The 22866-nt window shown below is 45.5% G+C and carries 27 protein-coding genes; 23 read left to right on the top strand and 4 right to left on the bottom strand.

Annotated features, from left to right (window positions below; translation table 11 throughout):
• Positions 1–45: 45 nt before the first annotated feature.
• The 5 genes from AC1VOR_RS03165 (at position 46) to AC1VOR_RS03145 (ending at position 4860) form a co-directional block, all read left to right on the top strand.
• Entirely contained in the window at positions 46–2178 is a 2133-nt protein-coding gene (locus tag AC1VOR_RS03165) for a hydantoinase/oxoprolinase family protein (RefSeq protein WP_482615818.1), read from the top strand.
• 24 nt (positions 2179–2202) lie between these two features.
• Positions 2203–2910, top strand: a complete 708-nt coding sequence (locus tag AC1VOR_RS03160; protein ID WP_482615817.1) for a hypothetical protein — start codon at positions 2203–2205, stop codon at positions 2908–2910.
• Entirely contained in the window at positions 2903–3562 is a 660-nt protein-coding gene (locus tag AC1VOR_RS03155) for a GntR family transcriptional regulator (protein WP_482615816.1), read from the top strand. The genes AC1VOR_RS03160 and AC1VOR_RS03155 overlap by 8 nt, the downstream gene beginning before the upstream one ends.
• Positions 3563–3844: 282 nt before the next feature.
• Entirely contained in the window at positions 3845–4366 is a 522-nt protein-coding gene (locus AC1VOR_RS03150; protein WP_482615815.1) for a GNAT family N-acetyltransferase, read from the top strand.
• 35 nt (positions 4367–4401) lie between these two features.
• Entirely contained in the window at positions 4402–4860 is a 459-nt protein-coding gene (locus tag AC1VOR_RS03145; RefSeq protein WP_482615814.1) for a GNAT family N-acetyltransferase, read from the top strand.
• A 123-nt stretch (positions 4861–4983) separates the two neighbouring features.
• Here the strand turns inward: AC1VOR_RS03145 and AC1VOR_RS03140 are convergent, their stop codons facing one another.
• Together AC1VOR_RS03140 and AC1VOR_RS03135 are read right to left on the bottom strand one after the other, a co-directional pair.
• Positions 4984–7065 carry an alpha-amylase family glycosyl hydrolase gene (locus tag AC1VOR_RS03140; protein WP_482616387.1) on the bottom strand — a complete coding sequence of 694 codons (2082 nt, stop codon included), beginning with the start codon at positions 7063–7065 and terminating at the stop codon, positions 4984–4986.
• Positions 7066–7432: 367 nt separating this feature from the next.
• Complete coding sequence (locus tag AC1VOR_RS03135; RefSeq protein ID WP_482615813.1) at positions 7433–8287, bottom strand: manganese catalase family protein; 855 nt, start codon at positions 8285–8287, stop codon at positions 7433–7435.
• 140 nt (positions 8288–8427) lie between these two features.
• Here AC1VOR_RS03135 and AC1VOR_RS03130 point away from each other — a divergent pair, with 140 nt between their 5' ends.
• From AC1VOR_RS03130 to AC1VOR_RS03105, 6 genes are all read left to right on the top strand, one after another.
• Complete coding sequence (locus tag AC1VOR_RS03130; RefSeq protein ID WP_482615812.1) at positions 8428–9009, top strand: DJ-1/PfpI family protein; 582 nt, start codon at positions 8428–8430, stop codon at positions 9007–9009.
• A 23-nt stretch (positions 9010–9032) separates the two neighbouring features.
• Positions 9033–9575 (top strand): AAA family ATPase, encoded by a 543-nt coding sequence (locus AC1VOR_RS03125; RefSeq protein ID WP_482615811.1) that lies wholly within the window; start codon positions 9033–9035, stop codon positions 9573–9575.
• A gap of 58 nt (positions 9576–9633) precedes the next feature.
• Positions 9634–10101: a DinB family protein gene (locus tag AC1VOR_RS03120; protein ID WP_482615810.1), complete on the top strand. Its 468-nt coding sequence runs from the start codon at positions 9634–9636 to the stop codon at positions 10099–10101.
• Positions 10102–10202: 101 nt separating this feature from the next.
• Complete coding sequence (locus AC1VOR_RS03115) at positions 10203–10838, top strand: hypothetical protein (RefSeq protein WP_482615809.1); 636 nt, start codon at positions 10203–10205, stop codon at positions 10836–10838.
• 14 nt (positions 10839–10852) lie between these two features.
• Entirely contained in the window at positions 10853–11662 is an 810-nt protein-coding gene (locus AC1VOR_RS03110) for a GNAT family N-acetyltransferase (RefSeq protein ID WP_482615808.1), read from the top strand.
• A gap of 15 nt (positions 11663–11677) precedes the next feature.
• On the top strand, positions 11678–12223 hold the full coding sequence (locus AC1VOR_RS03105) for a GNAT family N-acetyltransferase (protein ID WP_482615807.1): 546 nt from the start codon (positions 11678–11680) through the stop codon (positions 12221–12223).
• A gap of 66 nt (positions 12224–12289) precedes the next feature.
• Here the strand turns inward: AC1VOR_RS03105 and AC1VOR_RS03100 are convergent, their stop codons facing one another.
• On the bottom strand, positions 12290–13552 hold the full coding sequence (locus AC1VOR_RS03100) for a copper amine oxidase N-terminal domain-containing protein (protein WP_482615806.1): 1263 nt from the start codon (positions 13550–13552) through the stop codon (positions 12290–12292).
• Positions 13553–13846: 294 nt separating this feature from the next.
• Here AC1VOR_RS03100 and AC1VOR_RS03095 point away from each other — a divergent pair, with 294 nt between their 5' ends.
• From AC1VOR_RS03095 to AC1VOR_RS03060, 8 genes are all read left to right on the top strand, one after another.
• Positions 13847–14413 carry a GNAT family N-acetyltransferase gene (locus AC1VOR_RS03095; protein ID WP_482615805.1) on the top strand — a complete coding sequence of 189 codons (567 nt, stop codon included), beginning with the start codon at positions 13847–13849 and terminating at the stop codon, positions 14411–14413.
• Positions 14410–14919 (top strand): GNAT family N-acetyltransferase, encoded by a 510-nt coding sequence (locus AC1VOR_RS03090; RefSeq protein WP_482615804.1) that lies wholly within the window; start codon positions 14410–14412, stop codon positions 14917–14919. Before AC1VOR_RS03095 ends, AC1VOR_RS03090 begins: the two co-directional genes overlap by 4 nt.
• Before the next feature lie 185 nt (positions 14920–15104).
• Positions 15105–15425: a FlxA-like family protein gene (locus tag AC1VOR_RS03085; RefSeq protein ID WP_482615803.1), complete on the top strand. Its 321-nt coding sequence runs from the start codon at positions 15105–15107 to the stop codon at positions 15423–15425.
• A 173-nt stretch (positions 15426–15598) separates the two neighbouring features.
• Positions 15599–16078, top strand: a complete 480-nt coding sequence (locus AC1VOR_RS03080; protein ID WP_482615802.1) for an RrF2 family transcriptional regulator — start codon at positions 15599–15601, stop codon at positions 16076–16078.
• 120 nt (positions 16079–16198) lie between these two features.
• Positions 16199–16726 (top strand): cupin domain-containing protein, encoded by a 528-nt coding sequence (locus AC1VOR_RS03075; protein WP_482615801.1) that lies wholly within the window; start codon positions 16199–16201, stop codon positions 16724–16726.
• A 19-nt stretch (positions 16727–16745) separates the two neighbouring features.
• Positions 16746–16898, top strand: coding sequence for a hypothetical protein (locus AC1VOR_RS03070; protein WP_482615800.1), 153 nt, complete (start codon positions 16746–16748; stop codon positions 16896–16898).
• Between the two features lie 49 nt (positions 16899–16947).
• Positions 16948–17475: an O-acetyl-ADP-ribose deacetylase gene (locus AC1VOR_RS03065; protein ID WP_482615799.1), complete on the top strand. Its 528-nt coding sequence runs from the start codon at positions 16948–16950 to the stop codon at positions 17473–17475.
• A 209-nt stretch (positions 17476–17684) separates the two neighbouring features.
• The gene (locus AC1VOR_RS03060; RefSeq protein WP_482616385.1) at positions 17685–18857 is read left to right on the top strand and encodes an NAD(P)-dependent malic enzyme; all 1173 of its coding nucleotides are present in this window, start codon (positions 17685–17687) and stop codon (positions 18855–18857) included.
• On the opposite strand, the gene AC1VOR_RS03055 is transcribed toward AC1VOR_RS03060, so the two are convergent.
• Positions 18854–19741 (bottom strand): tyrosine-type recombinase/integrase, encoded by an 888-nt coding sequence (locus AC1VOR_RS03055; protein WP_482615798.1) that lies wholly within the window; start codon positions 19739–19741, stop codon positions 18854–18856. The two genes, AC1VOR_RS03060 and AC1VOR_RS03055, sit on opposite strands and share 4 nt — an antisense overlap.
• Before the next feature lie 137 nt (positions 19742–19878).
• Here AC1VOR_RS03055 and AC1VOR_RS03050 point away from each other — a divergent pair, with 137 nt between their 5' ends.
• The 4 genes from AC1VOR_RS03050 (at position 19879) to AC1VOR_RS03035 (ending at position 22861) form a co-directional block, all read left to right on the top strand.
• Entirely contained in the window at positions 19879–20082 is a 204-nt protein-coding gene (locus tag AC1VOR_RS03050) for a cold-shock protein (protein WP_018750746.1), read from the top strand.
• 300 nt (positions 20083–20382) lie between these two features.
• Positions 20383–20658, top strand: coding sequence for an HU family DNA-binding protein (locus AC1VOR_RS03045; protein WP_482615797.1), 276 nt, complete (start codon positions 20383–20385; stop codon positions 20656–20658).
• A gap of 377 nt (positions 20659–21035) precedes the next feature.
• Positions 21036–22031, top strand: a complete 996-nt coding sequence (gene desA, locus AC1VOR_RS03040) for a Delta(5) desaturase DesA (RefSeq protein ID WP_482615796.1) — start codon at positions 21036–21038, stop codon at positions 22029–22031.
• Positions 22032–22144: 113 nt separating this feature from the next.
• Positions 22145–22861 carry a type 1 glutamine amidotransferase gene (locus tag AC1VOR_RS03035; protein ID WP_482615795.1) on the top strand — a complete coding sequence of 239 codons (717 nt, stop codon included), beginning with the start codon at positions 22145–22147 and terminating at the stop codon, positions 22859–22861.
• Positions 22862–22866 lie beyond the last annotated feature (5 nt).

Here is a 22866-nt window from a genome sequence, read left to right as displayed (position 1 = left end):
TTACTTAAGGGCGGCAGCCGGCTATATAAGGATTGGAGGACGAACATGAGTAGAATTATTCGTATGGGAATTGACGTAGGGGGAACGCATACCAAGGCGGTAGCCATCGACAATGAAACCCATGATATTATCGGGAAATCATCGGTGAAAACGACGCATGATGACCCGCGAGGTGTGGCTGCCGGCGTGGTGCGTTGTTTTCAGAATTGCTTGACGGAAAATCAAATTCAGCCGGAGGATGTTGTGTTTGTGGCCCATAGCACGACGCAGGCGACCAATGCGCTGATTGAGGGAGACATCGCCCAGGTTGGCATCATCGGCATGGGTAAGGGCGGGTTTGAAGGCTTTCTGGCTAAGAGGCAAACGAAGCTGCCAGACATTGATCTGGGGAATAGCAAGGCTATCAAGATTTACAATCATTTTGTCAATGTCAAAAAGATGACGGAAGAGACCGTGGTGCAAGTGATTGAGGATCTGGAGGGGCAAGGTGCGCAGGTGATAGTTCCGTCAATGGCCTTCGGCGTTGATAATGGCAGACCGGAGCAACTCGTCTATGAGAAAGCAGAGAACAAAGGCCTGCCTACCACTATGGCGTCCGATATTACGAAGCTGTATGGATTGACCCGGCGTACAAGAACGGCGGCAATTAACGCCAGTATTCTTCCCAAAATGCTGGATACGGCCACTTCCACGGAGCAATCGGTTAACGAGGCTGGTGTGCATGTCCCACTCATGATTATGCGGGGGGATGGGGGCGTTATGGAGATTAGCGAGATGAAGAAGCGCCCTATTCTCACGATGCTGTCTGGTCCAGCCGCTTCGGTGATGGGCTCTTTGATGTATTTAAGAGCCTCCAACGGGGTGTATTTCGAGGTGGGTGGAACCACCACCAATATTGGAGTCATTAAGAATGGCCGTCCTGCCATCGACTATTCCATCGTTGGTGGTCATCCCACCTATGTCAATTCGTTGGACGTGCGGGTGCTTGGGGTAGCTGGAGGGTCCATCGTGCGAGCTGACAAGAATGGGGTTATCGATGTGGGCCCACGGTCTGCGCATATTGCGGGGCTTGATTATGCAGTGTTTACCGATCCAGCCAAAATCCAAGGACCTAAGGTTGAATTCTTCTCGCCCAAGCCTGGTGATCCCGCAGATTATGTGGCGATTCGGCTGGAGAATGGGGAGCGGGTGACCATTACCAACTCCTGTGCAGCCAACGTACTTGGACTGGTCAAGGAAGATCACTTCTCCCATGGTCATGTGGAAGCGGCCAGAAAGGCGATACAGGCATTAGCTGATTATTGCGGTTCGACCGTCGAGGATATTGCGCGGCAAATCATGGAGAAGGCCTATGCCAAGATTGAACCCGTCATATTGGCGCTGGCGGACAAATACAAGCTGGAGAAAGATCAGATTTCTCTCGTAGGTGTCGGCGGCGGCGCAGCTTCGTTGATTGTCTATTTTGCCGAGAAAATGGGGCTGAAATACAGCATTCCTGAGAACGCGGAGGTCATCTCATCTATTGGTGTTGCCCTGGCCATGGTTCGGGATGTGGTAGAGCGAATCATCCCATCGCCTTCCAAAGAACAAATCAGTGCTATTAAAATGGAAGCAATGAATAAGGCCATCCAAAGTGGGGCCACGCCGGAAAGCGTAGAAATCCATATCGACATCGACCCGCAAACCTCGAAGGTCACGGCCATCGCTACCGGTTCTACAGAAGTGAAAACCAATGAATTGTTGAAGGAATGCAGTGAAGAGGAACTACGGGAAATCTCCGCAAGCGATATGCGAATTCCGGTGGAGCGGACGCAACTCCTGCAAAAGACGAGATACTTCCATATCTTTGGCGAGAAGACCGATACACCGGGAGATGCTGGAGCTATTCGCATTGTGGACAATAAAGGGTTTATTAAAATTCAGCGGGGTCGTGCAATGGCGATCAAGACAACTGCTGCTAACTATGGGCAGGCCCTCAAGAAGCTGTGGGAGGATATGGCCGTATACAAAACAGAACTTATCGCCCGGCCTGATTACTATTTGTGCATCGGGGCGCGAGTGATGGACTTTACGGCATCTGAATTTGAACAATTGGAGCTGCTAATGGACATCGAAGTGTCTACCTTTGAACCGGATACGGAAATTATTGTGGTTGCCGCTAATATGAAGCAAAGCTGAGATCGCCTAAGAAACGGAGGGGCTATGCGGAATCCTAATCAGTTGAAGGATATGATCGAGACTTTGTTGCAGGTGGACGACCAAGCCTGGGGAGGATATGCCTTCTCCAGAGATGTATTAAAGCGCCGCATACACCCCGAGCAAATGATCGAGATGACGGACGAAGCCATACGCTGCGGTAAAGATTATGCTCAGCGCATGGTCGCCCAATACGGCTGTATGGATGTACGTGTGCTTGCTGACAGGATGAAAATGAAGGTCCAATTTGAGCCATCTTCCATCACCGGTCATCGGATTTTGTTCGCCTGCTATACGCCACCGGACCATATCGTTATTATGAATGAACCTATAAGCAGGGCGGCGTTATTGGTGGCACAAGAGGCCCCGAGTTTGGTTGAACTATTCCGGCAAGATGATATAATGAATACTATCTTGGGGCATGAAATTTTCCATGCTGTAGAAGAACGGTTTGAATCAGAAATATATACCCGAACCCAGAAGATTGAACTGTGGCGTTTGCTTGGTTGGAGGAGCTACTCGAAGGTACGCGCGCTGAGTGAAATTGCCGCCATGGCGTTTACGCGTGAACTGAATAGACTAGACTATTCCCCGTTTATTCTGGATTTTCTGTTGTATATCAGTTACGATTCTTCCGGTGCGGAGAGTATATATCGTGACGTTCTAGGAGTGGGTTCAGGAAGGTGTAGGGAAGCCGTTGAAGATCATGAATAACAGTAGCTCATTGAACGATGTAACTTACAATAAAATCAAAGAAGACATCATGAACATGGCGCTTGAGCCAGGGATGGACGTGAGTGTCCAGAAGCTATCTGAACGTTACGGGGTGAGTCGAACTCCGGTCCGGGAAGCGGTTGTGCGCTTGCAGCAGTCCGGGTTGGTGGAAATCTATCCGCAACGCAAAACGGTCGTGTCCAAGATTGACTTGGGACGCGTCCGTGAAGAATGGTTCATCCGGACTTCGCTGGAGTCCGCCGTGGTGGATGATTTTATTCGCAAATGCAGCGAATTGGTTGCCGATACGATGCAGGAACTGATTAACAAGCAGAAGAAGTATATGGACAAAAAGCATTTTATTGAGTTTTATCATAAGGACAATCGTTTCCATCAGTTGATCTTCGAAACTGCGGGAGTATCGCTCGCCTGGTATACTATCGAAGAGGTAGCCTCTCACTATAACCGGATTTGTCTATTGTATGGCAAAATGGAAGGTGCGCGGCAATCGCATATTTCTCAGCATGAGGACATGGTGACCGCGATTCGCCGTCGCGATGCGGAGGCCCTGCGTCAAGCTGTGAAGGAACACTCGGGTAGCCTGCTGGAGCAGGTGAATAGTATGTCCAAGCAGTACCCCCAATTCTTTTGATAATTATGATGCTAAGAGAGTAAGCCGCGGATGCCTTGTTAGGGGGTGACTGCGGCTTTTTTATGCTTGTCAGCATACCGGCTCTCGTGTTCGGCAAGTATGTGGGAGGCTGTTAATACTCTGCTACTCCAAACGAGCGAGCTTGTGCGGGCGCAGGCCCTCAGCAAGCTCAAGGATCTGCCGATTCCCTCGTGCTTCAGAAGCAAATTGGCCGTGGAGCGGACCTGTCCCGCAGCATTGGACCAAGATATAATACCTCTTGAAGGGGGAAAGGCTAATTCTATGTTGACCAACCCAATATCCATCAGACCACTTTCTAACCACGAAGAAGCCATGTTTCTGAATTTTGAATTTTCGAGAAGATACCCATGGTATAAATCGGGTGACTATTTTCATAACTGTTTAAATGAGAATATACAAGGGAACCGGGTTACTTATTTGGCCTATTACGAAAATGTGTTGGCGGGATGCTGCCACTTATTGTTCACTTCGGAATATCCTTATTTTGCAAGCCACCATATTCCCGAAATCAATGATTTGAATGTTTTTATGGAGTTTAGGAGAATGGGAATTGCAAGTGCTCTGTTTGACAAATTGGAACAAGTGGCCTCAAAGATTTCGGGCCGGATAGGTCTAGGCGTAGGGCTTTATAAGGATTATGGGAAGGCGCAGAGGATGTATAATCAGCGTGGTTATGTTATGGATGGTCAAGGAATTGTATATAAGAACGTCGAATTACAACCTGGGGAGCAAGTGACCGTAGATGACGATCTCTTAGTTTACCTCATTAAAGAGTTGAACTAAGGTCACGCTCGTAAATTGCATGGGGAGGGATATCCATGATTCAAATCAGCTTAAAGCCTATTACTGAGCAGAACAGGGATGAGTGCATTAGTCTCAAACCACGCCAGGATCAAATGGAGTTCGTGGCTTCAAATCTGGATTCATTAGAAAAGGCAGTAGAAGAGCCAAGTACAGGAGCTTTTGGCATTTATAACGAAGATACGATGGTCGGATTTACCTTATTTGATGTCACTCCTTATGAAGATGATGATTGCTACTGGATCGTGAGATTCATGATTGATGAGCAGCATCAAGGTAGAGGACTTGGTAAGGCAGCTCTTGGAGAGATCATAACTACGATGAGCCATATTGAAGGATGCACCAGAATCCGAACCTCCCATGTTCCTGATAATCAAGTTGTAAATAAACTATACAAATCCTATAGATTTCAGGAGACCGGAGATTTAGTGGATGGGGAAATTGTCTTGGATTTAGTTATTGGGCAGACAGCGTGAAGCCCATACTTTTCAGAGGATCATGATTATTTCAGGCTGTTAAAGCCAACATGGTATATTGAAACTTAACAAGGACCAGCCCGGGATACCCAGACTGGTCCTTGTTGCTCTTATACTTAGATATTATGGCTGCCAATCGACTGTAATGGTCCCAACTCCGCTTGCTGGGGCGGTGTAGGTATGATTAGATCCACCTTCCCAGGTAACGGAGGTACCATTTTTCTTGATAAATTTGAATTGCAGATTTGTTCCGGCTGGTACACTTACATCATAGTACCAGGACGGATAGGTGGTCATGATCTGATTGAAGAATGGACCAATAGCTTCGTCCGGGTCCCAGTTACCTAGCTCGGCGGTATTACCTGTCAAATAAACATTTTCACCGAAAGTGGTCGTGGCGTTGTTTATGATGAAGCGGACCGATACCTGATCTCCTGTCAGCAGGTTGAAGCTGTTGTAGCTGTTGCTGTCCACAGAGCTTGCGGTACGAACCTTGATGCTCTGCTCGCCAGGAGTAGCCGCAGGGACAATCACTTGAATCTGGGAATCCTCCCATCCGGTAATCTGGCTACCCGTGACGGCTGTCGTGCCAAAATAGACCGTGCCCTTGGTATTACCAAAGCCACGTCCGTCAATGGTTAATAACGTGCCTGCTTTACCCAGGTCTGGACCAATGTTGCCGATGATCGGAGATGTTTCGTTGGTGGCAAATTGCCATACGGCGGCACCACCCGCAGGCAAAGTAAATGCATTTACAGCACCCGCAGCATTCACAGTTATGTTAGTACCATTTAACAATCCATCCAGTTCATCTGTATAGGTGCCAGCCGGGAGCGAAGTTTGCAGACCGGTCACGGATGCCGAAGCCGTCGCACTACGGTTAATGGCAATTAGTGCGGTGCTGCTGCCGAAATTCCGCTCATAAATATAGACGTCGTTATTGATCCAGCGTTCCTGTGTACTGCCGTAGGCAATGGCTGCGTTGGACTTGCGAAGCGGAGCCAGTTTGCCAATGAGTTGGTAAGCGGTAGTGTTAGTTGAGAAGCCGGTCATGAAGGAGCGATTCGCCGGATCACCATTGCCAGTCATGTATTGCTCTGTGCCGTAATAGATAGCTGGCACGCCACGCGAGGTAAGTGTAAAGGTTAAAGCTTGCTCCAAACGTCGGTCATTGTTGCCAAGCTTGAAGCGGTCCATGTCATGGTTGTCGATAAAGGTCACCTGATCATGAATATGGGTGTAATCGTCTTTGGTTTCTGCTAGCATATCGTTCAGACCGTACATATTATCTGTATTATCCCGGAATACTTGCCGCACCTTTTGTCCAAAGCGGAAATCGAGCAGACTCATACCGGATTCATTAGCGAAGTCAATATTATTAGGATCATATTCTCCAACGCCAAGGAACCATTCACCGAAGGTAAATACGGGCTCGTAGCCTGAAATGTAAGCCATCCAGTTCTTCTGCCAGCCTGGCGGCATATGCTTGACGGCATCTACCCGAATTCCGTCAATTCCCATATCAAGCCAGAGCTTGATGGCCTCCTTGAAGTAGGCATCTGTTGTGTTATTGTGGTGGTTGATATCGGCCAAATCATATAGATTACGATAGATGCCATCCTCCAGGGATGAGAAATCGGTGCCCATATTATGATGGAAGATATTGTTGGTATCCCCCGTATAACCGGCAATCAGACTACCATTATCGTAAAGCTTGCCATTCTCTGCAAAGGATGGCTGCGTCTCCGAGGCCGGGGAGGTGTGATTTGGAGCAAAATCAATGATTATTTTGATATTGTTTGCATGAGCTGTGTTCACCAGATTCTGAAAGTCGCTCATGCTGCCGAATGCCGGATTGGTTCGTTTGAAATCACGTGCCCAATATCCATGATAGGCGGTACTGTTAACGCCAGAATAGTCGATGATGCTATAAATGTTCTCTACAGGTTGGGAAATCCACAAGGCACTGACGCCCATGCCTGCAAAGTAACCGTCGTTGATTTTATCAATGATACCTTGCCAGTCTCCACCACAATATAGCTTGAGGCTTGTACACCCTGGGGAGTAGGCTCCTCCGGTTGGGTTATTGGAAGTATCCCCGTCGGCGAAGCGATCGGTTACGATTTGATAGATAACATCAGTGGAGAAGCCCTGCTTGTTCAGAACGGAGGTGTCAGGTGCTGCACTTGCTGAGGGTACGGACATGAACGGATTAAGCCATGCGGTAAGAAGAAAGGTGGAAGCAATCACTGCAATCATTGATTTTCTAATCATCCATTTCATTGATCAAGCCGCCTTTCGAATATTTTAGATAAACAATAAATAAAGCCAGACAACCTCCCTTCCTGCTGCCCAAACAAATAACCCCGCAATCTTCGAGTAGAAGATTACGGGGTTGTTCCTGGTCGTATCATGATCAGGGAAGCAGCGCCCTCAAATTATAATAGTTATCCTCGGGTACCATTCACGATTAGAGGTTGATCACCAAGGATGCGCTTTCATTTTAAATGACAACCCTGATTTTGTCAAATGATAGCATAGGAAATAATTTATTCCAACCCTGTGTGCTATTCTAAACCTGCATATCGTGAAGACCGGGACTATGCTCGTTTGGCATTTCTGGTAAATGTGGAACTGGAAATTCTGTAGGTGGTTCAGTGACGGAGAGTGGGCCGCCATTACGACTAGGTGTTTGACCTTGGTAAATATCGCTGATACGAGTTGGGTCCAAGCGGAAATTGAACTGAATGTTATGGTAGCCCATGTCGACAAACTTTCGACATTCAGGGTATTTGTTAATATCATAATTAGGTACGGGGAACAGCTTGCCCCAGTCAACCCCTAACGTTTCCAAAGCTTTGGCGAAGGCATTTTGGTGAGCGTTATCCCGTACAATCAAGAACCCAAGCGTCTCTCTAAAGGTTTGGTTGGAACTCATTTCGTAGATTCGTGTTTTTTGTAACACTCCGGTTGATTCCAGTACAACGTTGTTAAGCATATCACTGATCAGATTTCCATGACTGTATACCCATGAACCGTTCCAGGGATTACCGCCGGCATCGACGGGGAGAGAGGTCTTGGCCCCCATAATAAAATGATGCGGATTTCCTTGCTTGACGGCTTCGTCAATCGGAGCCTGATCTTCCCCTGCATCACCAGGGCTGGATAGACCTGCATCGTTCAATAGTGCGTTGATGGTATGCTGTACAAGCTCCACATGCGCAATTTCTTCAAGGAAAACACCGCGAAGCAAGTCCTGAAATTGTTTTTCCTTACCCCGGAAGTTAGAGCTCTGAAAAAAATACTGCATCATCGTACGCATTTCGCCAAATTGCCCACCTAATGCTTCTTGAAGCACTTTTGCCGCCGCAGGATCGGGCTTATCAGGTTTAATACCATTTATTAATCCCTCTTTATAATAGAACAAAGCTTTCACTCCTTTTGCATTTTTCCCTATAATGCCCTTGTGTTCATGTTTCATGCAAAATGCGCAACAATGCGAAAGGGTTCTGGGCTTGTAATCGAGAATATAAGAAAGCAACTAATCCATAAGGAGGCGAGAGTTCGGTGAAAATTGCCTTTATTCTTTTTAACGGAGTCACGTTTCTGGACTTTATCGGATTTTATGATGTGATACACAGACTGCAGCTCTTTGAAGAAACCAAGGATGTCAGTTGGGATATATGCGGAGTATCAGATGAGGTGTCTGATGATTTAGGCTTAACGATTAAGGTGGATATGGTGAAACCTGATTTATCGCGCTACGATATGATTTTCATTCCCGGGGGTATGGGAACCCGGAACTTAAGGTATGATGATGAATTTATTACGTGGATTAAACAAGCCGAAAGGGTAAAATATCATGTATCGGTTTGCACGGGTTCCTTGCTGCTGGGTGCCGCGGGGTTTTTGAAAAACAAAAAAGCTACCACTCATCCAGGTGTATATGATTTACTCGCACCTTATTGCAGTGAGGTCATTGCCACAAGGATCGTGAAGGATGGCAATGTGATCACCGGAGGGGGAGTATCTACTTCCATTGATCTTGCGTTATATATGATTGAGTTGCTGGTAAGTAAGGATGCTGTTGCCATAGTTAAACAACAAATTGACTATCCGTATGAGATGCAGGGAGTTGTAGAAGTCTAGAGCAGGCAGGTGAGCAAAGAAAAATGATAAACCGAATTCATATCCTGGGTGCCTCCGGCTCGGGGACAACTACATTAGCTAAAGCTATTTCCGAGAAGTTCGGATATCGGCATCTGGATACGGACAATTATTTCTGGCACCCCACGGAAGAACCTTTTACCCAAACCCGTTCTGTTGAGGAAAGAATTCATTTGCTGGGACCTGATCTTCAAAAGCATGATAGATGGGTTTTATCCGGCTCTTTATGTGGTTGGGGAGATGTCTTCATTCCGTATTTTGACATGGTCCTATTTATGTGGATTCCTGAAGAACTCCGAATCAAGAGATTGGAACAGCGGGAATGGCAAAGATATGGGGAAGATATTGCGGTAGGTGGAAAGCGGCATGAGTCTTATCTAACATTCATGCAGTGGGCATCGATGTATGATCACGCAGGCTTGGAAGTACGGAGTAGAGCCTTGCACGAAGAATGGCTGGCCACCTTGCGGTGCCCTGTTGTCAGGCTGGAAGGGGACTTAAGTATGGAGGACAAATTAGATCATGTTAAAGAACTGCTAGAGATCTAGTAAAGCCAAGCGGAAGCTGCTAGGAAGAACAAGCCCAATATAAAGGAGTTTGATTTCTATGTCTGCTGAATTAGAACCATTACTCGTAGTATTCGAAGAGTGGATTGGATTTGCTCGTTCTCTTCAGGAACAATCCGAAGACATTTGGAATTCTAGCTTGGAAGAAGGCAAGTGGACGATCAAAGACATCGTTTGCCATATGATGCTCTGGGATAAATATTTCTACGAGGAAGCGGTACATAAGATGGCTACAGGGCAGCCAGTTGCACTGGAACTTGGAGATTTTGATGAGTTCAATAAACAGGCTATGGTCTACGCCCAGACGATCTCCACTCCAGAGTTAGTCAACAAAGTCGTATTCTACCGGGAGGCAATCATCTCTGATATCAGAACAACGCCTGCGCATGTCATCGAACAGAACTTAAACGATTCCAGTAACAAGTTTAACTTGACTGAATATCTGCATGATTTTATATGGCATGATCAGCATCATATCCAACCCATCAAAGATTTTTTGAATCGATAATTTCATTACATCCTCTAAGCTACATAGCCCCGCAACAAGCACTTCTTATGGCGACTAAAGCAGTCGATCATAAGACAAGAGACGGTTAGGAGCGGATTGTTTTGGCGAAGAAACAGTTTATTATTTTTTGGATTATGGGGTTAACTTTATTCCTGATGATTGCCGGATGCAGTACCTCATCTAATAGCAATGAGAAAATTGCTCATATAGCGGCTAATGAACAGCAAGAATACCAAAAGGCTATTGATCAGACAGGGCTTGGGATATTATTTGATTTTCAATTGAAGCTTCCTTCTGCGGATCAAAGCTGGGTGACGATGTGGGTTGAGGCGTATAAGGATGGGGTTAAGCAACCTGACCACCTGACGGAAATATCTTATGGGTTAAGCCCGAATAAAGTGGAGGAAGGGCATACAGGGTTTGGTATTGTTAATCCGGATAGCGAGCAACCGTTGCTGTATATGTATGCTCCATCGGTCAAATCCCCTCCTCATGATATAGAAGATGACCGCATCTTCTCCGAGCCAGCGATTATCAAATCATGGGCTTACACGATTGATCAGAAATCAACGGGTTTGGAGGCTGGTGAAACCAAGGTGCTGGCTATTTATGTTCGAGGGGGAAACGCTGTTAAGAATTATGACTATAAACAAGCGGATTCCATTCAAAGTGTGATTGATGATGGTCATACTGTGTTGCTACTCAAAATAAAAGTGGAAGCAAAAGAAATAGAATAAGGACGTGTTATGAGATGAGAACTCAGCTTCCTTCTGAATCATTAATCAAGGATATGGTATATTCCGAGGTTGATTATATGATGGATCGCATGCTGGCGATTCAGAACAGGGAAGGTAACCCGGAAGGCATAGAACTCAAGCGATTTGGTAAGGTGCTTTGTTTGTATAGTAAGACTATGCCTTGGGCGACCTTCAATACGGTGAAGGGCATGACACATGCTGATTTGAAGTACCTGGATGCTATTCTGGATTTTTATCGTGAACGGGAAAGAAAAGCTCAATTCGAAATTGTGCCTTCGTTAGTGGATACAGAGTTTCTGCGGTGCTTGTCGGAACAAGGTTTCTTTCAATCAGGGTTTCATGCTTCAACCTATATGGAGCCCTGCAAATTTGATGAATCTCCTTCTGAAGAAATCTGCATTCAAGAGGTTAATGAAGACCAATTTGAAATCTATGCCATGATCCATTGTCGAGGCACGGGACTGCCGGATCATGGTATGAAGCCTGTTGCAGCGAATAACCAAGTGCTGTATCAACGACCGGGTTGGAGATTTTTTATAGCCTATGTGAACGATCAACCTGCAGCAACTGCGGTCATGTATTTAAAGGATGGCATAGCTTCTTTGACCTTCGCAGCTACATTGCCGGACTTCAGAGGGCGGGGACTACATCAACTGCTATTAGAACGGAGAATAGCTGAAGCACAGCGGAACGCTTGCAGGCTGGTGGTAGGGCAATGCAACTTCTTATCTCAAAGCCACCGGAACATGGAACGGGTTGGAATGAAGCTAGGTTATATTCGCACAACATGGACAGAGAAGTAGGGAGCGGAGTAGCCCATGTATCTGAACCACAAAAACTTAACAATACGTTTATTCCGAGAGAGCGATTCGGCTGAATTGTATGATCTGGTTGATTCCTCAAGAGCTACGTTGAACAGGTGGTTAGAATTTCCTCAGCGAATTCAAGCGCTGGAGGATTGCCAGGAATTCATTCACAGGATCCAAGCCAAATATCAGAAGGATGAAGGTTTCTGGGCAGGAATATGGATAGATGACACGCTCGTAGGCTCCATCGGGCTGCTTTCTATAGATGCTAGGAATAAGAAAACCGAAATAGGTTATTGGCTGGGGAGCCAACATGAGGGTAATGGATACATGCTGGCTGCGTGTAAGTTAATGATCGGGCACATTTTTGCTGAATTGGGCCTGAACCGTATTGAAATTAGAGTGAAGAGTGGGAATTCCCGAAGCCAGCGAATACCCGAGCAGCTTCAATTCAAGCATGAGGGAACTTTACGGCAAGCCGAAAGCTTCCAAGGAGTTTATTATGACATCTGGGTATATGGCTTGCTTAAGATGGATAATCGTAACCAAGATCAGTGAAAAAAGCAGCCACGGTTCAATGATGAACCGTGGCTGCTTGGAGTATAAGTTGATGTGAACTTAGATTTAATCTTCCGGATTATAATTATCCTCTCCGATTTGCAGGCTGCCGTCGTCATGAAGGAAGAACAGCAAATTGCTGACAGTCCCATCCTTGTAAGCCAGTACCAAAGTATTGCCAGTGATGCGATATGAGCCTGAGCTATCTCCACCAGCGGCACCCGATGTTGGAAGTCCTCCCTCTACATGTCCGAGCATGAGTTCACTGCTTTCAAATGTCCCATCTTTATTGAGTTCAATCGTATGCGTCCATGAGGTGGAACCAGCAGAAATACCAATTAGCCCTTGATAGCCTATATATTCATAAAAACCATCGAGCTTCAAATCATTGGCTGCTGTTTTCACCCGGGTCATGGCAGTGTCATCAATATGAAGCTCGCCATTTTCCACTTTAATGCTATACGTATCTTTGTTCGCCAGCGTCAATGTTCCATTCTTGATCGTATAAGTCTGGCAGTCATCCTTGGTGCAATCAATCGTCTCCGGGCCGCCATTTACAGGCGTTCCCACAACCACCTTGCCCCCAGGGAGGAAGGTAAATAAATCCGTGCACAGCCCTCCACATTCATAACCTCCGTTGTCCAGTCGTAGTCCATAATACATACCTTGCAGCTTATTTAAGTCCACGGAGTCAGAAGTAGCTGGCTTATAAACCCCGCTTCCTTGTGGGGGTGCAGGGACTTTAACAGAAGTAATCGGTGTATTGGTATTTGTCTGATCCTGGCCTTCGGCCTCACTCTTGATACGGGCAAGCTCTTTGTCAATCAGGTCCTGAACCTGTTCCTTTGTCGATCCACTTGCTGTTATATAATCCTCTGTATATACAATCACTTCCAAGCCGTAAGGATTCCAGGCAACCAGAGAACCCGTCGATTCACTAATGAAACGAATAGGTACCAGGGTGTGTCCATCAACGGTTTGCGGTGCTACTGTCAAAGTTAAATTTTTGCCGTTTACAACAGCTTGCTTGCTGCCCACCTTCATTTGAAGCGAGTAGTTATCTCCCGTTGCACGAACAGTCTGTTCGGCTTGGTTCCATTCCACCTTGATTCCCATGGCTTCAAATAAAGGGCGAAACGGGACTAGGGTCGTTCCATTGGTTACGATGGGGTCCTTGGCGAGTTCCAGCTTATTCTCATTGAAAAGAACCTTGATTGGCTTGTCATCGGCCAAAGCCGTGCTCGCCTGTAACGCAAAACTAATAAGTAAAAGAAATCCAACCCAAATAATCAGCTTCTGAGTGACAAGGGCTGTTGTCCTTGTAATCATAAGTTACACATACCTCCTTAAGATGGATGCCGGAGCATCGTTTTTTTGAAGTATAGAGTAAACTCCTACCTAAGCATAGGGGCCAAAGCAACAAATTTGGCGTTTTAGTGCTTTAGTCGGATACATGGATAAAGAAGGGCTGTTATAATTACCTGTTTGTGGTAAACAGCATGATAAAATGGATTGAAAATAGCCAACCCCAAGGATAATATATTTAGAACAGCCTTTGATGATGACAGCAGGTAACCCAGACTAAAGTATAAAAATTCATTGGGAATGACGAGGGTGATAGGCATGGAGGTCAAAGATGTATATGGAAATCTCCCGGTGCTGGAGACAGAAAGAACCATTCTGAGAAAAGTACGTCGGGATGATTTGAACGATATGTTCAACTATTGTTCGGATGAGGCGATAACGAAATACACAACATGGTACAGACATCAGTCCTTGGAGGATACCAGGGGGTATATTGACTTTATTCTAAGCACATATGATAACCAGGAAGTAGCTCCTTGGGGCATAGAAGACAAGAGCACCGGCAAACTGATTGGAACTTGCGGGTTTATGTATTGGAGTATAGATCATGCACGGGCGGAGTTGGGGTATGCTTTGGCGAGAGAATATTGGAATAAGGGCGTCATGTCTGAAGTGGCTACCCGGATTATTCAATTCGGATTTGAAGTCATGGAGCTGATTCGGATCGAGGCCAGATGTCATCCGGATAACATCGGGTCCGCGCGAGTTATGGAGAAGTCAGGCATGACCTTTGAGGGTATTTTAAGGAAGCATTTATTTTGCAAAGGGCATCATCAGGATGTAAAGATGTACTCTATTCTTAGAGAAGAAGCTGGTTATCAATGAAAATACGAACTCTTCAAGCTACAGATGCTCAATCTTATCAGGACATAAGACTAGAAGGCTTGAGGGAAAGTCCTGAGGCATTTGGATCTACGTATGAGCGGGAGGTGGAATTTCCACTTGAATTAGTTATTGAACGATTAAAGCCTGGTCCGAGTAAGTTTGTGCTAGGGGCGTTTAATGACGAAGAACGTTTAGTGGGGGTTCTTACTTTCGTCAGAGAAGACGGAGTCAAAACGAAGCATAAAGGAAATGTCTATGGAATGTATGTTAGCCCAGAAGCACGCGGCATGAACATTGGAAGAAACCTGCTGCTAGCGTTAATTGAGAAGGCCAAACAATTAGAAGGGCTGGAGCAAATTAACCTCACGGTAGTGAGTCACAATGAACCGGCCAAAGGGTTATATAGTGCTCTAGGTTTTCAAGTATATGGGACTGAACGGAATGCCCTTAAATATAGCGGAAAATATTTTGATGAAGATTTGATGGTGTTGCCTATAACTTTATAAGGGTTTTATTAGTGGCGGATGCGATGAAGAGGTGGTCGAAGCTTGGGATTAATTGATACGGCTCTTTCATGCCCTGATATATGGAAAAGGATAAAATTGTAAGTATACTTTCAGTTTATATTCAGGTGAAGGCGAAAAACAGGGAGTATAGTGAAATTAATCCCAAATGAAAGGATGGGCTCCATTTGAGTATATCTTCTGTATCAGGCAGTAGTAACAATTATGGGTTCACAACTAGCTCAACCTCTTCCGCCGAAACCTCTAATCTTGAGAAGCAGCTTGCTAAGTATCAGCAGGAGCTGCGTAGTCTGGCGAGCAGCGATGAGGATGAGAAGACTAAGAACACTAAGACACAGCAATTGCAGGTGCAAATTCAGCAATTGCAGGCGGAGATTGCCCAGGCCAAGAATGAAAGCTCAGGTAGTTCCACCAATCAGACTCAACCGTCCAGCCAGCTTGGAATAAACCAAGCGCAAACTGATGGGGGCATAGATATCTACATATAGTCGTGTTCTTTGTCCAAGGAGGCTGCTGTGGCATTATGCTGAGCAGCCTTTTTTGTTAGAAGAAAGCGATAGATGTGCATTGTGATATCAGCAGTTGAAAAAAAACTCCTAAACCTATATTATGGACAATAAACATCGTTAATAGGCACAATCTTCAGAGGAAGGAGACAATCATGCAATTCTCCAAGAGTACAGATTATGCACTACATGCGTTGCTTTATTTGGCTCGTACAGAGCGTAGGCAGAATGTAGGCATTAAGGAATTGTCCACAGTTCTTGGTGTTTCGGAGAGTTATTTGTCCAAGATTATGTCCAAGCTGCGACAAGATGGGGTCGTACGGGCAGCACCGGGAGTGAATGGGGGTTATGAATTGTCCAAAGCTCCAGAAGAAATATCCTTTCTGGAAGTGATTCAGGTTATAGAGGGGCGACAGCATTTATTTGAATGCTCCAATTCAAGCTCTCAGCAGCACCGTTCTATATCGGAAATGGACACAGAGCAGCCTGCAAAGCGCGATGGGTGTGTCATTGAGGAGGTCATGATCGGAGCAGAGCAACATTTGTATCAATATCTGCGGGAACATACTCTTCAATCGGCCTTGGATAAAGTGGCACAGCGCTGTAATCACGATCAGTCTGTGTGCAAGGAATAGTGTATAATTAATATACGCTCTGACAACAAATGCCCCAACCTTCAGATAGAGCTATCTAAGGGCTGGGGTACTTCTGTTTTAAAGCTAGGATAGGCAAATCAAACTTAAGAGGTGATTGCATTGGCCCACATTTTCAACGATAACAATTTGCAGTACAAGTTGAAACAATCCCCCGTTCCGGAGTTTGCATGGCATACCAGCGAACGATTAGCTGAGATTGTCCAGTCCAAGCATTTGGTATTTGACGTCAGATCGCTCGATCCCGGGAAATATTCCTATCCCTATCATTTTCATAGAAATGCAGAAGAAATCTTCGTATTACTGGCCGGTAAGGCGATGTTAAGAACACCGGAGGGAGTACAGGAAGTCAATACCGGAGACGTTATTTTTTTTGAGATGGGTCCGTCAGGTGCTCACCAATTGTATAACCACACTGATGAACCGTGCAAATTTCTCGATATGCGGACTTCCGTAGGGATTGACGTGTGTGAGTATCCCGATTCCGGAAAGATTAATATTTTGCCTTATCAGGAGATTTATCAAACGGAAGACCGGGTGGATTACCATCTGAACGAAGCGGAAGTTGCAGAGAAATGGAAGCAACACGAGATTGCTACAAAGAAAGACAATAGGGCCCCAGAGGAATAGAAAGGATACGAGAATCAACATGGAAATTATTTTAGGATTATTTTTGATTATCGGTTTTGCTGGAATTATCGGTAATCAGACGGTAGGTTTAAGGAAGATGGAACAATTGCAGAGATCCCTCAATGAATTAAATGACAAGTTGGGTCGTATAAAGAATGGAGATCGTTTCTAGACATAATTAGGAACCTGACTAAGAAAGGTGCAACGATGGTGAAGCCTCAATGAACAAAGCTATGATAGAGGTCATATACGGAGATATTACGAAATCCAAAGTAGATTGTATCGTCAAAGCAGCCAATACGAGTTTGCTGGGCGGCGGTGGCGTAGATGGGGCCATTCATCGTGCTGGCGGCCCGGAAGTATTGGAGGCGTGTAAGCAAGTCAAAGCGAAGCAAGGTGGCTGCGCGGTAGGGGAAGCGGTAATAACAACAGCGGGAAGGCTGCAAGCCAAATATGTCATACATACGGTTGGACCCGTGTGGAATGGGGGTGCCAAGCATGAACGAGAAAAGCTGCAAAGCTGCTATCGGAACACGCTGGAGCTGGCACGCAGTCATCAGGTTAAAAGCATCGCATTCCCCAACATAAGCACTGGAATTTACAAATTCCCCAAAGTGGAAGCCGCGCAACTTGCTATTCGTACAGTTCAGGAATGGATAGATGTGCATGGTGGCATCGAGAACCTACAATTTGTTTGTTTTGACGAAGAGAATTACGAAATTTACAAGAGACAGACCGAAGCATTATAGGGAAGGCACTCATACAGAGTGTCTTCTCTTTTTTCATTGAATTGAGAAAGATGCAGTTTTAATTAAAATTGTGATAAATTTGACTTTCTGTTGCGGTGGACTAGTTTATGATTTGCATGTGGGTTTTGCACCTGCCATCTGGATAGGGTTAATTGTTGAATTTAGGATCAAATTGGGAGGCGACCACCGTGGAGAGGTTAAATGAAATCATGCATTTGCACGAAGGCGGGAAATTGGAAGTGATGCTCAAGCATCCGATTCTGAGCAAGGAGGACCTCTCTAAAGTATATACTCCGGGCGTGGCTGAGGTCTGCCAGGCGATTCACGGAGATCAGGAGAAGGCGTACCAGTGGACTACAAAAAGAAATACAGTAGCCGTAATAACGGACGGAACGGCCGTGCTTGGCTTGGGAGATATTGGACCGAAAGCGGCTATGCCGGTGATGGAGGGGAAGGCAGCGCTATTTAAGCAGTTTGCAGGTATAGATGCGGTTCCACTTTGCCTGGATACTACGAATACGGAAGAGATTATTCTTATCGTTAAGGCACTGGCGCCGACCTTTGGTGGCATCAACTTGGAGGACATCGGCTCACCTCGCTGCTTTGCGATTGAGGAGCGGCTTAGACAAGAATTGGATATCCCAGTATTTCATGATGATCAGCACGGAACGGCTATCGTGGTACTGGCTGGCTTACTGAATGCACTAAAGGTATGCCGCAAGGACATTCGTCAGGCCAAAATTGTAGTTAATGGGGTTGGAGCAGCCGGTATCTCGATTTCTAAAATGTTGCTTCAGGCAGGGGCAGTGCGTCTGATCGGCGTTGATCGGGAAGGTGCTATCCATCGAAGTGTCACCTATGAGAAGGAACATTGGGCTGAATTTGCTAACATCTCAAATCCGGATAATGAGCAGGGACCTCTGTCCGAGGTAATTAAGGGGGCCGATGTATTTATTGGCGTATCCACACAGGGGGCATTGAAGGTGGAGGACTTGCAAAATATGGCCAAGGACCCGATTGTGTTTGCCATGGCCAACCCGATGCCGGAGATTGATCCAGTGCTTGCTGCTCCTTATGTCAAGGTGATGGCTACGGGGCGTTCCGACTATCCGAATCAGATTAATAACGTGCTTTGCTTCCCCGGTATTTTCCGTGGAGCGCTTGATTGTCAGGCAACGGATATTAATGATGAGATGAAGTTGGCTGCGGCGGAAGCCATTTCTTCCGTAATCGAGGTTGGAGAACTAAATGAGAACTACATTATTCCGGACGTATTTGATAGCCGTGTTGTGGAGAGAATTCGGACAGCGGTGGTGAAGGCCGCTATCCATAGTGGTGTGGCTCGTAAAAACCGTCTTGTGGAGGAAGTGGTTATAGGTTAAGGCACCTCTGTACCAATGGCATTTATATAAATCATGGTTGTTGACTGTCTGTCGTGTCCCATGATTTGGGCCAAGAGATGCACGGGCGTTGTTGCTGCCATAACATAGCCAAATCGGTGACGCAAATGATGAGCTTGCAGTCCTTCAAGATGGGCTGCCTTCATATACTTCTGGATCAAGTGACGAAGTGCCCGTTCGGTTAAACGATCTCCTGTTTTTTCGGATGAGAATAAATAGGTTGAGTTCGGTGAACGCTTGGCCAGGTAGTTATCTAATACAGCACTGCATGCAGCATCTAGAGGGACCTCACGATAATTTTTTCTTACTCCGGATTGAACGATAACATAACGAGAAGGCGTATCCAATCGGATGTCCTCAGGCTTAAGGTCACATACTTCCATCGGCCATAACCCCGTGTGAAGCATTAGAAATACAATGGTCTGATCCCGGAGGGAACCATATTGCCTGGTGGCATCAACGAGCGCTTCTTCTTCCTGATTTGTCATCTTTCTAGGTTTTTCTTTATCTTCGGGCAATAGCTTGACTGGCTTGGAAGGGTCAAGTGCAATGAAGCTTTCTGAAGCAGCCCACTCAAAGAAACGTTTTAGAGTAACAAGGCGTCGGTTGATCGTTGCAGGCTTTAATCCCATGCTATCTTGCATCGCTTCCCGATAACGGACTATTGTTGATGTTCCCATATGTTCAATGGAAAAATCAGCGTTCTTCTCGTTCTCGTTAGCTGTGAACCAGCCAGTGAAATGTTTTAAATCACTTGCATATTCTCTTAGCGTCTTGGCACTCAGTTCCTTTTGTGTAGTGAGAACATGGATGAAATGCTGAATCAACTGTCCACTTTGCTTGGAAATCTCGTGCGGTTCTTTCATTTGCCATACCTCCGAAGTCTTCTTGACTTACATTAGCGGACATGATATCCTTAGTTTAACCGAAACATTAGCGGACATCAATGATGCATTTTTGAAAAGATCTAATGCTCGAGTTAATACATTTTTGGAGGATTTACATGCAAACAGGTACAGTTAAATGGTTTAACGCAGAAAAAGGCTTTGGTTTTATCGAAATCGAAGAAGGTAACGATGTATTCGTTCACTTCAGCGCTATTGAAGGTGAAGGATACAAGTCGTTAGACGAAGGCCAACGTGTTCAGTTCAATGTGGTTCAAGGAAATCGCGGACCGCAAGCTGAGAACGTATCTAAAGTTTATTAATTAGCTTAAAGCTGCTCTAAATGGGCAGCTTTTTGTTTATCTAAGTTTATGTTTGCAACCATGACATGATCGCCGTCTTTTTGTAATTTAATTCATATAAGTGCGTGTTTAAAAAGTAGGGTTTACAGGACCAAGAAGGTTGGATGAAGCCAGGGACTGAGTAGCGGAGCGTAGACAGATCTACGTGAGCAACGGAAGGCCCGGCTGAATTCAAGATTCGACGCCCGAATGTACTCCTTGAACAACTCCGTCTTGGGAAGCCGACTTTTTTAACAACCTATAGAAGCGAGGTATCGTATAATGAACAAGGATGAGTTAGTGGCAGAAGTTGCAAAATCCAGTGGATTCTCAAAAAAGAATGCCGAGAAGGCAGTTACTCATGTCCTGTATTCTATTTTTGAAGCTTTAGCGGAAGGGAAAGAGGTCCGGTTAGCTGGCTTTGGGAAATTTGATGTCCGCAGTCGCGAGGCACGTGTTGGAACCAGCAAAAAAACGGGAGAGAAGATTGAAATCCCGGCAGGAAACGTCCCTATTTTTACGGCAGGACTTGATTTGAAAAGAGCTTTAAATAAGTAATAAATACGATTCAGGGTAAAATAAAGATGGGAAACCATCAGAAAAGTGGTTATTTATAAAAACCCAAACAAGTAATTTGAACGATAATGTTGTGTTTTCTACGGTGGATGACATTATTCGTTACTATTCTAAGCAGCAAAATTTAAAAGAAAAAATTAAAGATATTCATTGCATAGAGGATTGCATGGATAAGGAAGTGAGAATTTGATGGTATATCATCAAACTGTACGGTTTGTGAAGAACAGTCCATGGATAAGTATGATTACTGGGATTTTCACCTCAATGACTCTCACGATATGGGGCAGTTGCCTTGTGTTAGGCTGTCTACTATATAATGCTTGTACGAATAGGAACTACATTAGGAAACGGGGCTTGTAATGAAGTCACTACAGCAATTTAATCAGTGGAAAAAACAGGTGATTTCGTACAGCAAGCCGGTCTTAAAGAAAAGTGTCTGGCAGTTAATCAATAGCATTGTTCCTTTTATCCTGTTATGGAGTCTGGCTTATATGAGTCTTTCCGTTTCTGTCTGGCTCACGTTGGCGTTAATTATTCCCGCCTCAGGCTTTCTGGTTCGTATCTTCATTATCTTTCATGATTGCTGTCATCAATCCTTTTTCAAGGGGAAGAAAGCGAATGAAATTGTGGGTACGATAACAGGAATCCTTACCTTTTTCCCCTTTGGTCAATGGAAAAATGAGCATTCCGTCCATCATGCAACCAGCGGTAATTTATCTCGGAGAGGTACAGGCGATATCTGGACCTTAACCGTGAAGGAATATGCTGATCTATCGGCATGGAAGCGTCTTGGTTACCGACTCTATCGAAATCCACTAGTTTTATTCGGACTTGGGCCTATATTTCTATTTGTATTTGAATATCGGTGGAATCGGAAGGGTGCCAAGCGTAAAGAGCGGCTGAGCACTTACTTCACGAATATAATGATCGTTGGATTGGTGGCTTTACTTGGCTGGTTATTAGGTTGGAAAGAAGTTCTCTTGATACAAGGGGCTATCCTATACTTGGCAGGAGCTGCGGGCATCTGGTTGTTTTACGTGCAACATCAGTTTGAGGATACGTATTTCGAGTATGAGAATGAATGGGATTATATTTATGCAGCTATACAGGGGAGCTCTTTTTACAAGTTGCCTAAATGGTTGCAGTGGTTAACGGGGAATATCGGTTACCACCATATTCATCATTTGGTTCCTCAAGCACCCAATTATTATTTGGAGCGCATACACGAAAGTAACGATCTACTGAAGAATGTCCCGGCTATTGGATTTCGTTTGAGCTTGCAATCCCTTCGTTATCGATTGTGGGATGAGGATAACAAACGTTTTGTAGGTTTAAGGTATGGATCAAGAGCATAGTTACATCGAGGATGAGCGGACCGCATGTGGTTCGCTTTTTTATTTTCCTGCTGGAAGGAACATGCTATTATAACACCATAATTATATACCAATCGCCGGGAGGATGAAGAGTTATGATGAGAATTCACTACTTGCAGCATGTTCCATTCGAGTCTCCGGCCCGCATCGCTGATTGGGCAACGGAGCGGGGCTTTCAGCTAACGGGCACTCTATTATATGAAGGAGCAGATGTTCCTCTTACTTCTGAGTTTGATATGCTCGTCATTTTAGGCGGCCCCATGGGAGTCTACGATGAAGAGCAATATCCTTGGCTGGCACGGGAGAAAGCGTTAATCCGGAAAGCCATCGCAGAACGGAAGCTGATCCTCGGCATTTGTCTGGGCGCCCAACTGTTAGCGGAAGCTCTTGGAGGAAGAGTCTATCAGAATCCATATAAGGAGATTGGCTGGTATCCGGTGAGCATGAAGGAAGAGTCCAAGGATTCGGTGTTTTTCAAAAAATTCCCGCGCAAGCTGCTACCTTTCCACTGGCATGGAGATACGTTCGAGCTTCCGCCAACCGCAGCGACTGTGGCCTCTAGTATCGGCTGTGCCAATCAGGCCTTTGAATACCAAGGGCATGTGGTTGGGCTGCAATTCCACTTGGAATGCGGCGATGACAGTATAGATAAGCTGCTGGAGCATTGTGGAGATGAACTGGAGCCGGGTGGTCCCTATGTTCAATCCCCCGGCGAGATGATGAAACAGCCCTCTCTTCTGGCGCAGTCTAATGCGCTTCTGATTGAGCTGCTTCAGGCGATGCAAGAGCGTCATCAAGGCTTGAGTAGCTAGTAGCG

The sequence above is a fragment of the Paenibacillus sp. 1SOY10 genome (assembly GCF_056836745.1).
This window is presented reverse-complemented; position numbering and strand designations above follow the sequence as displayed.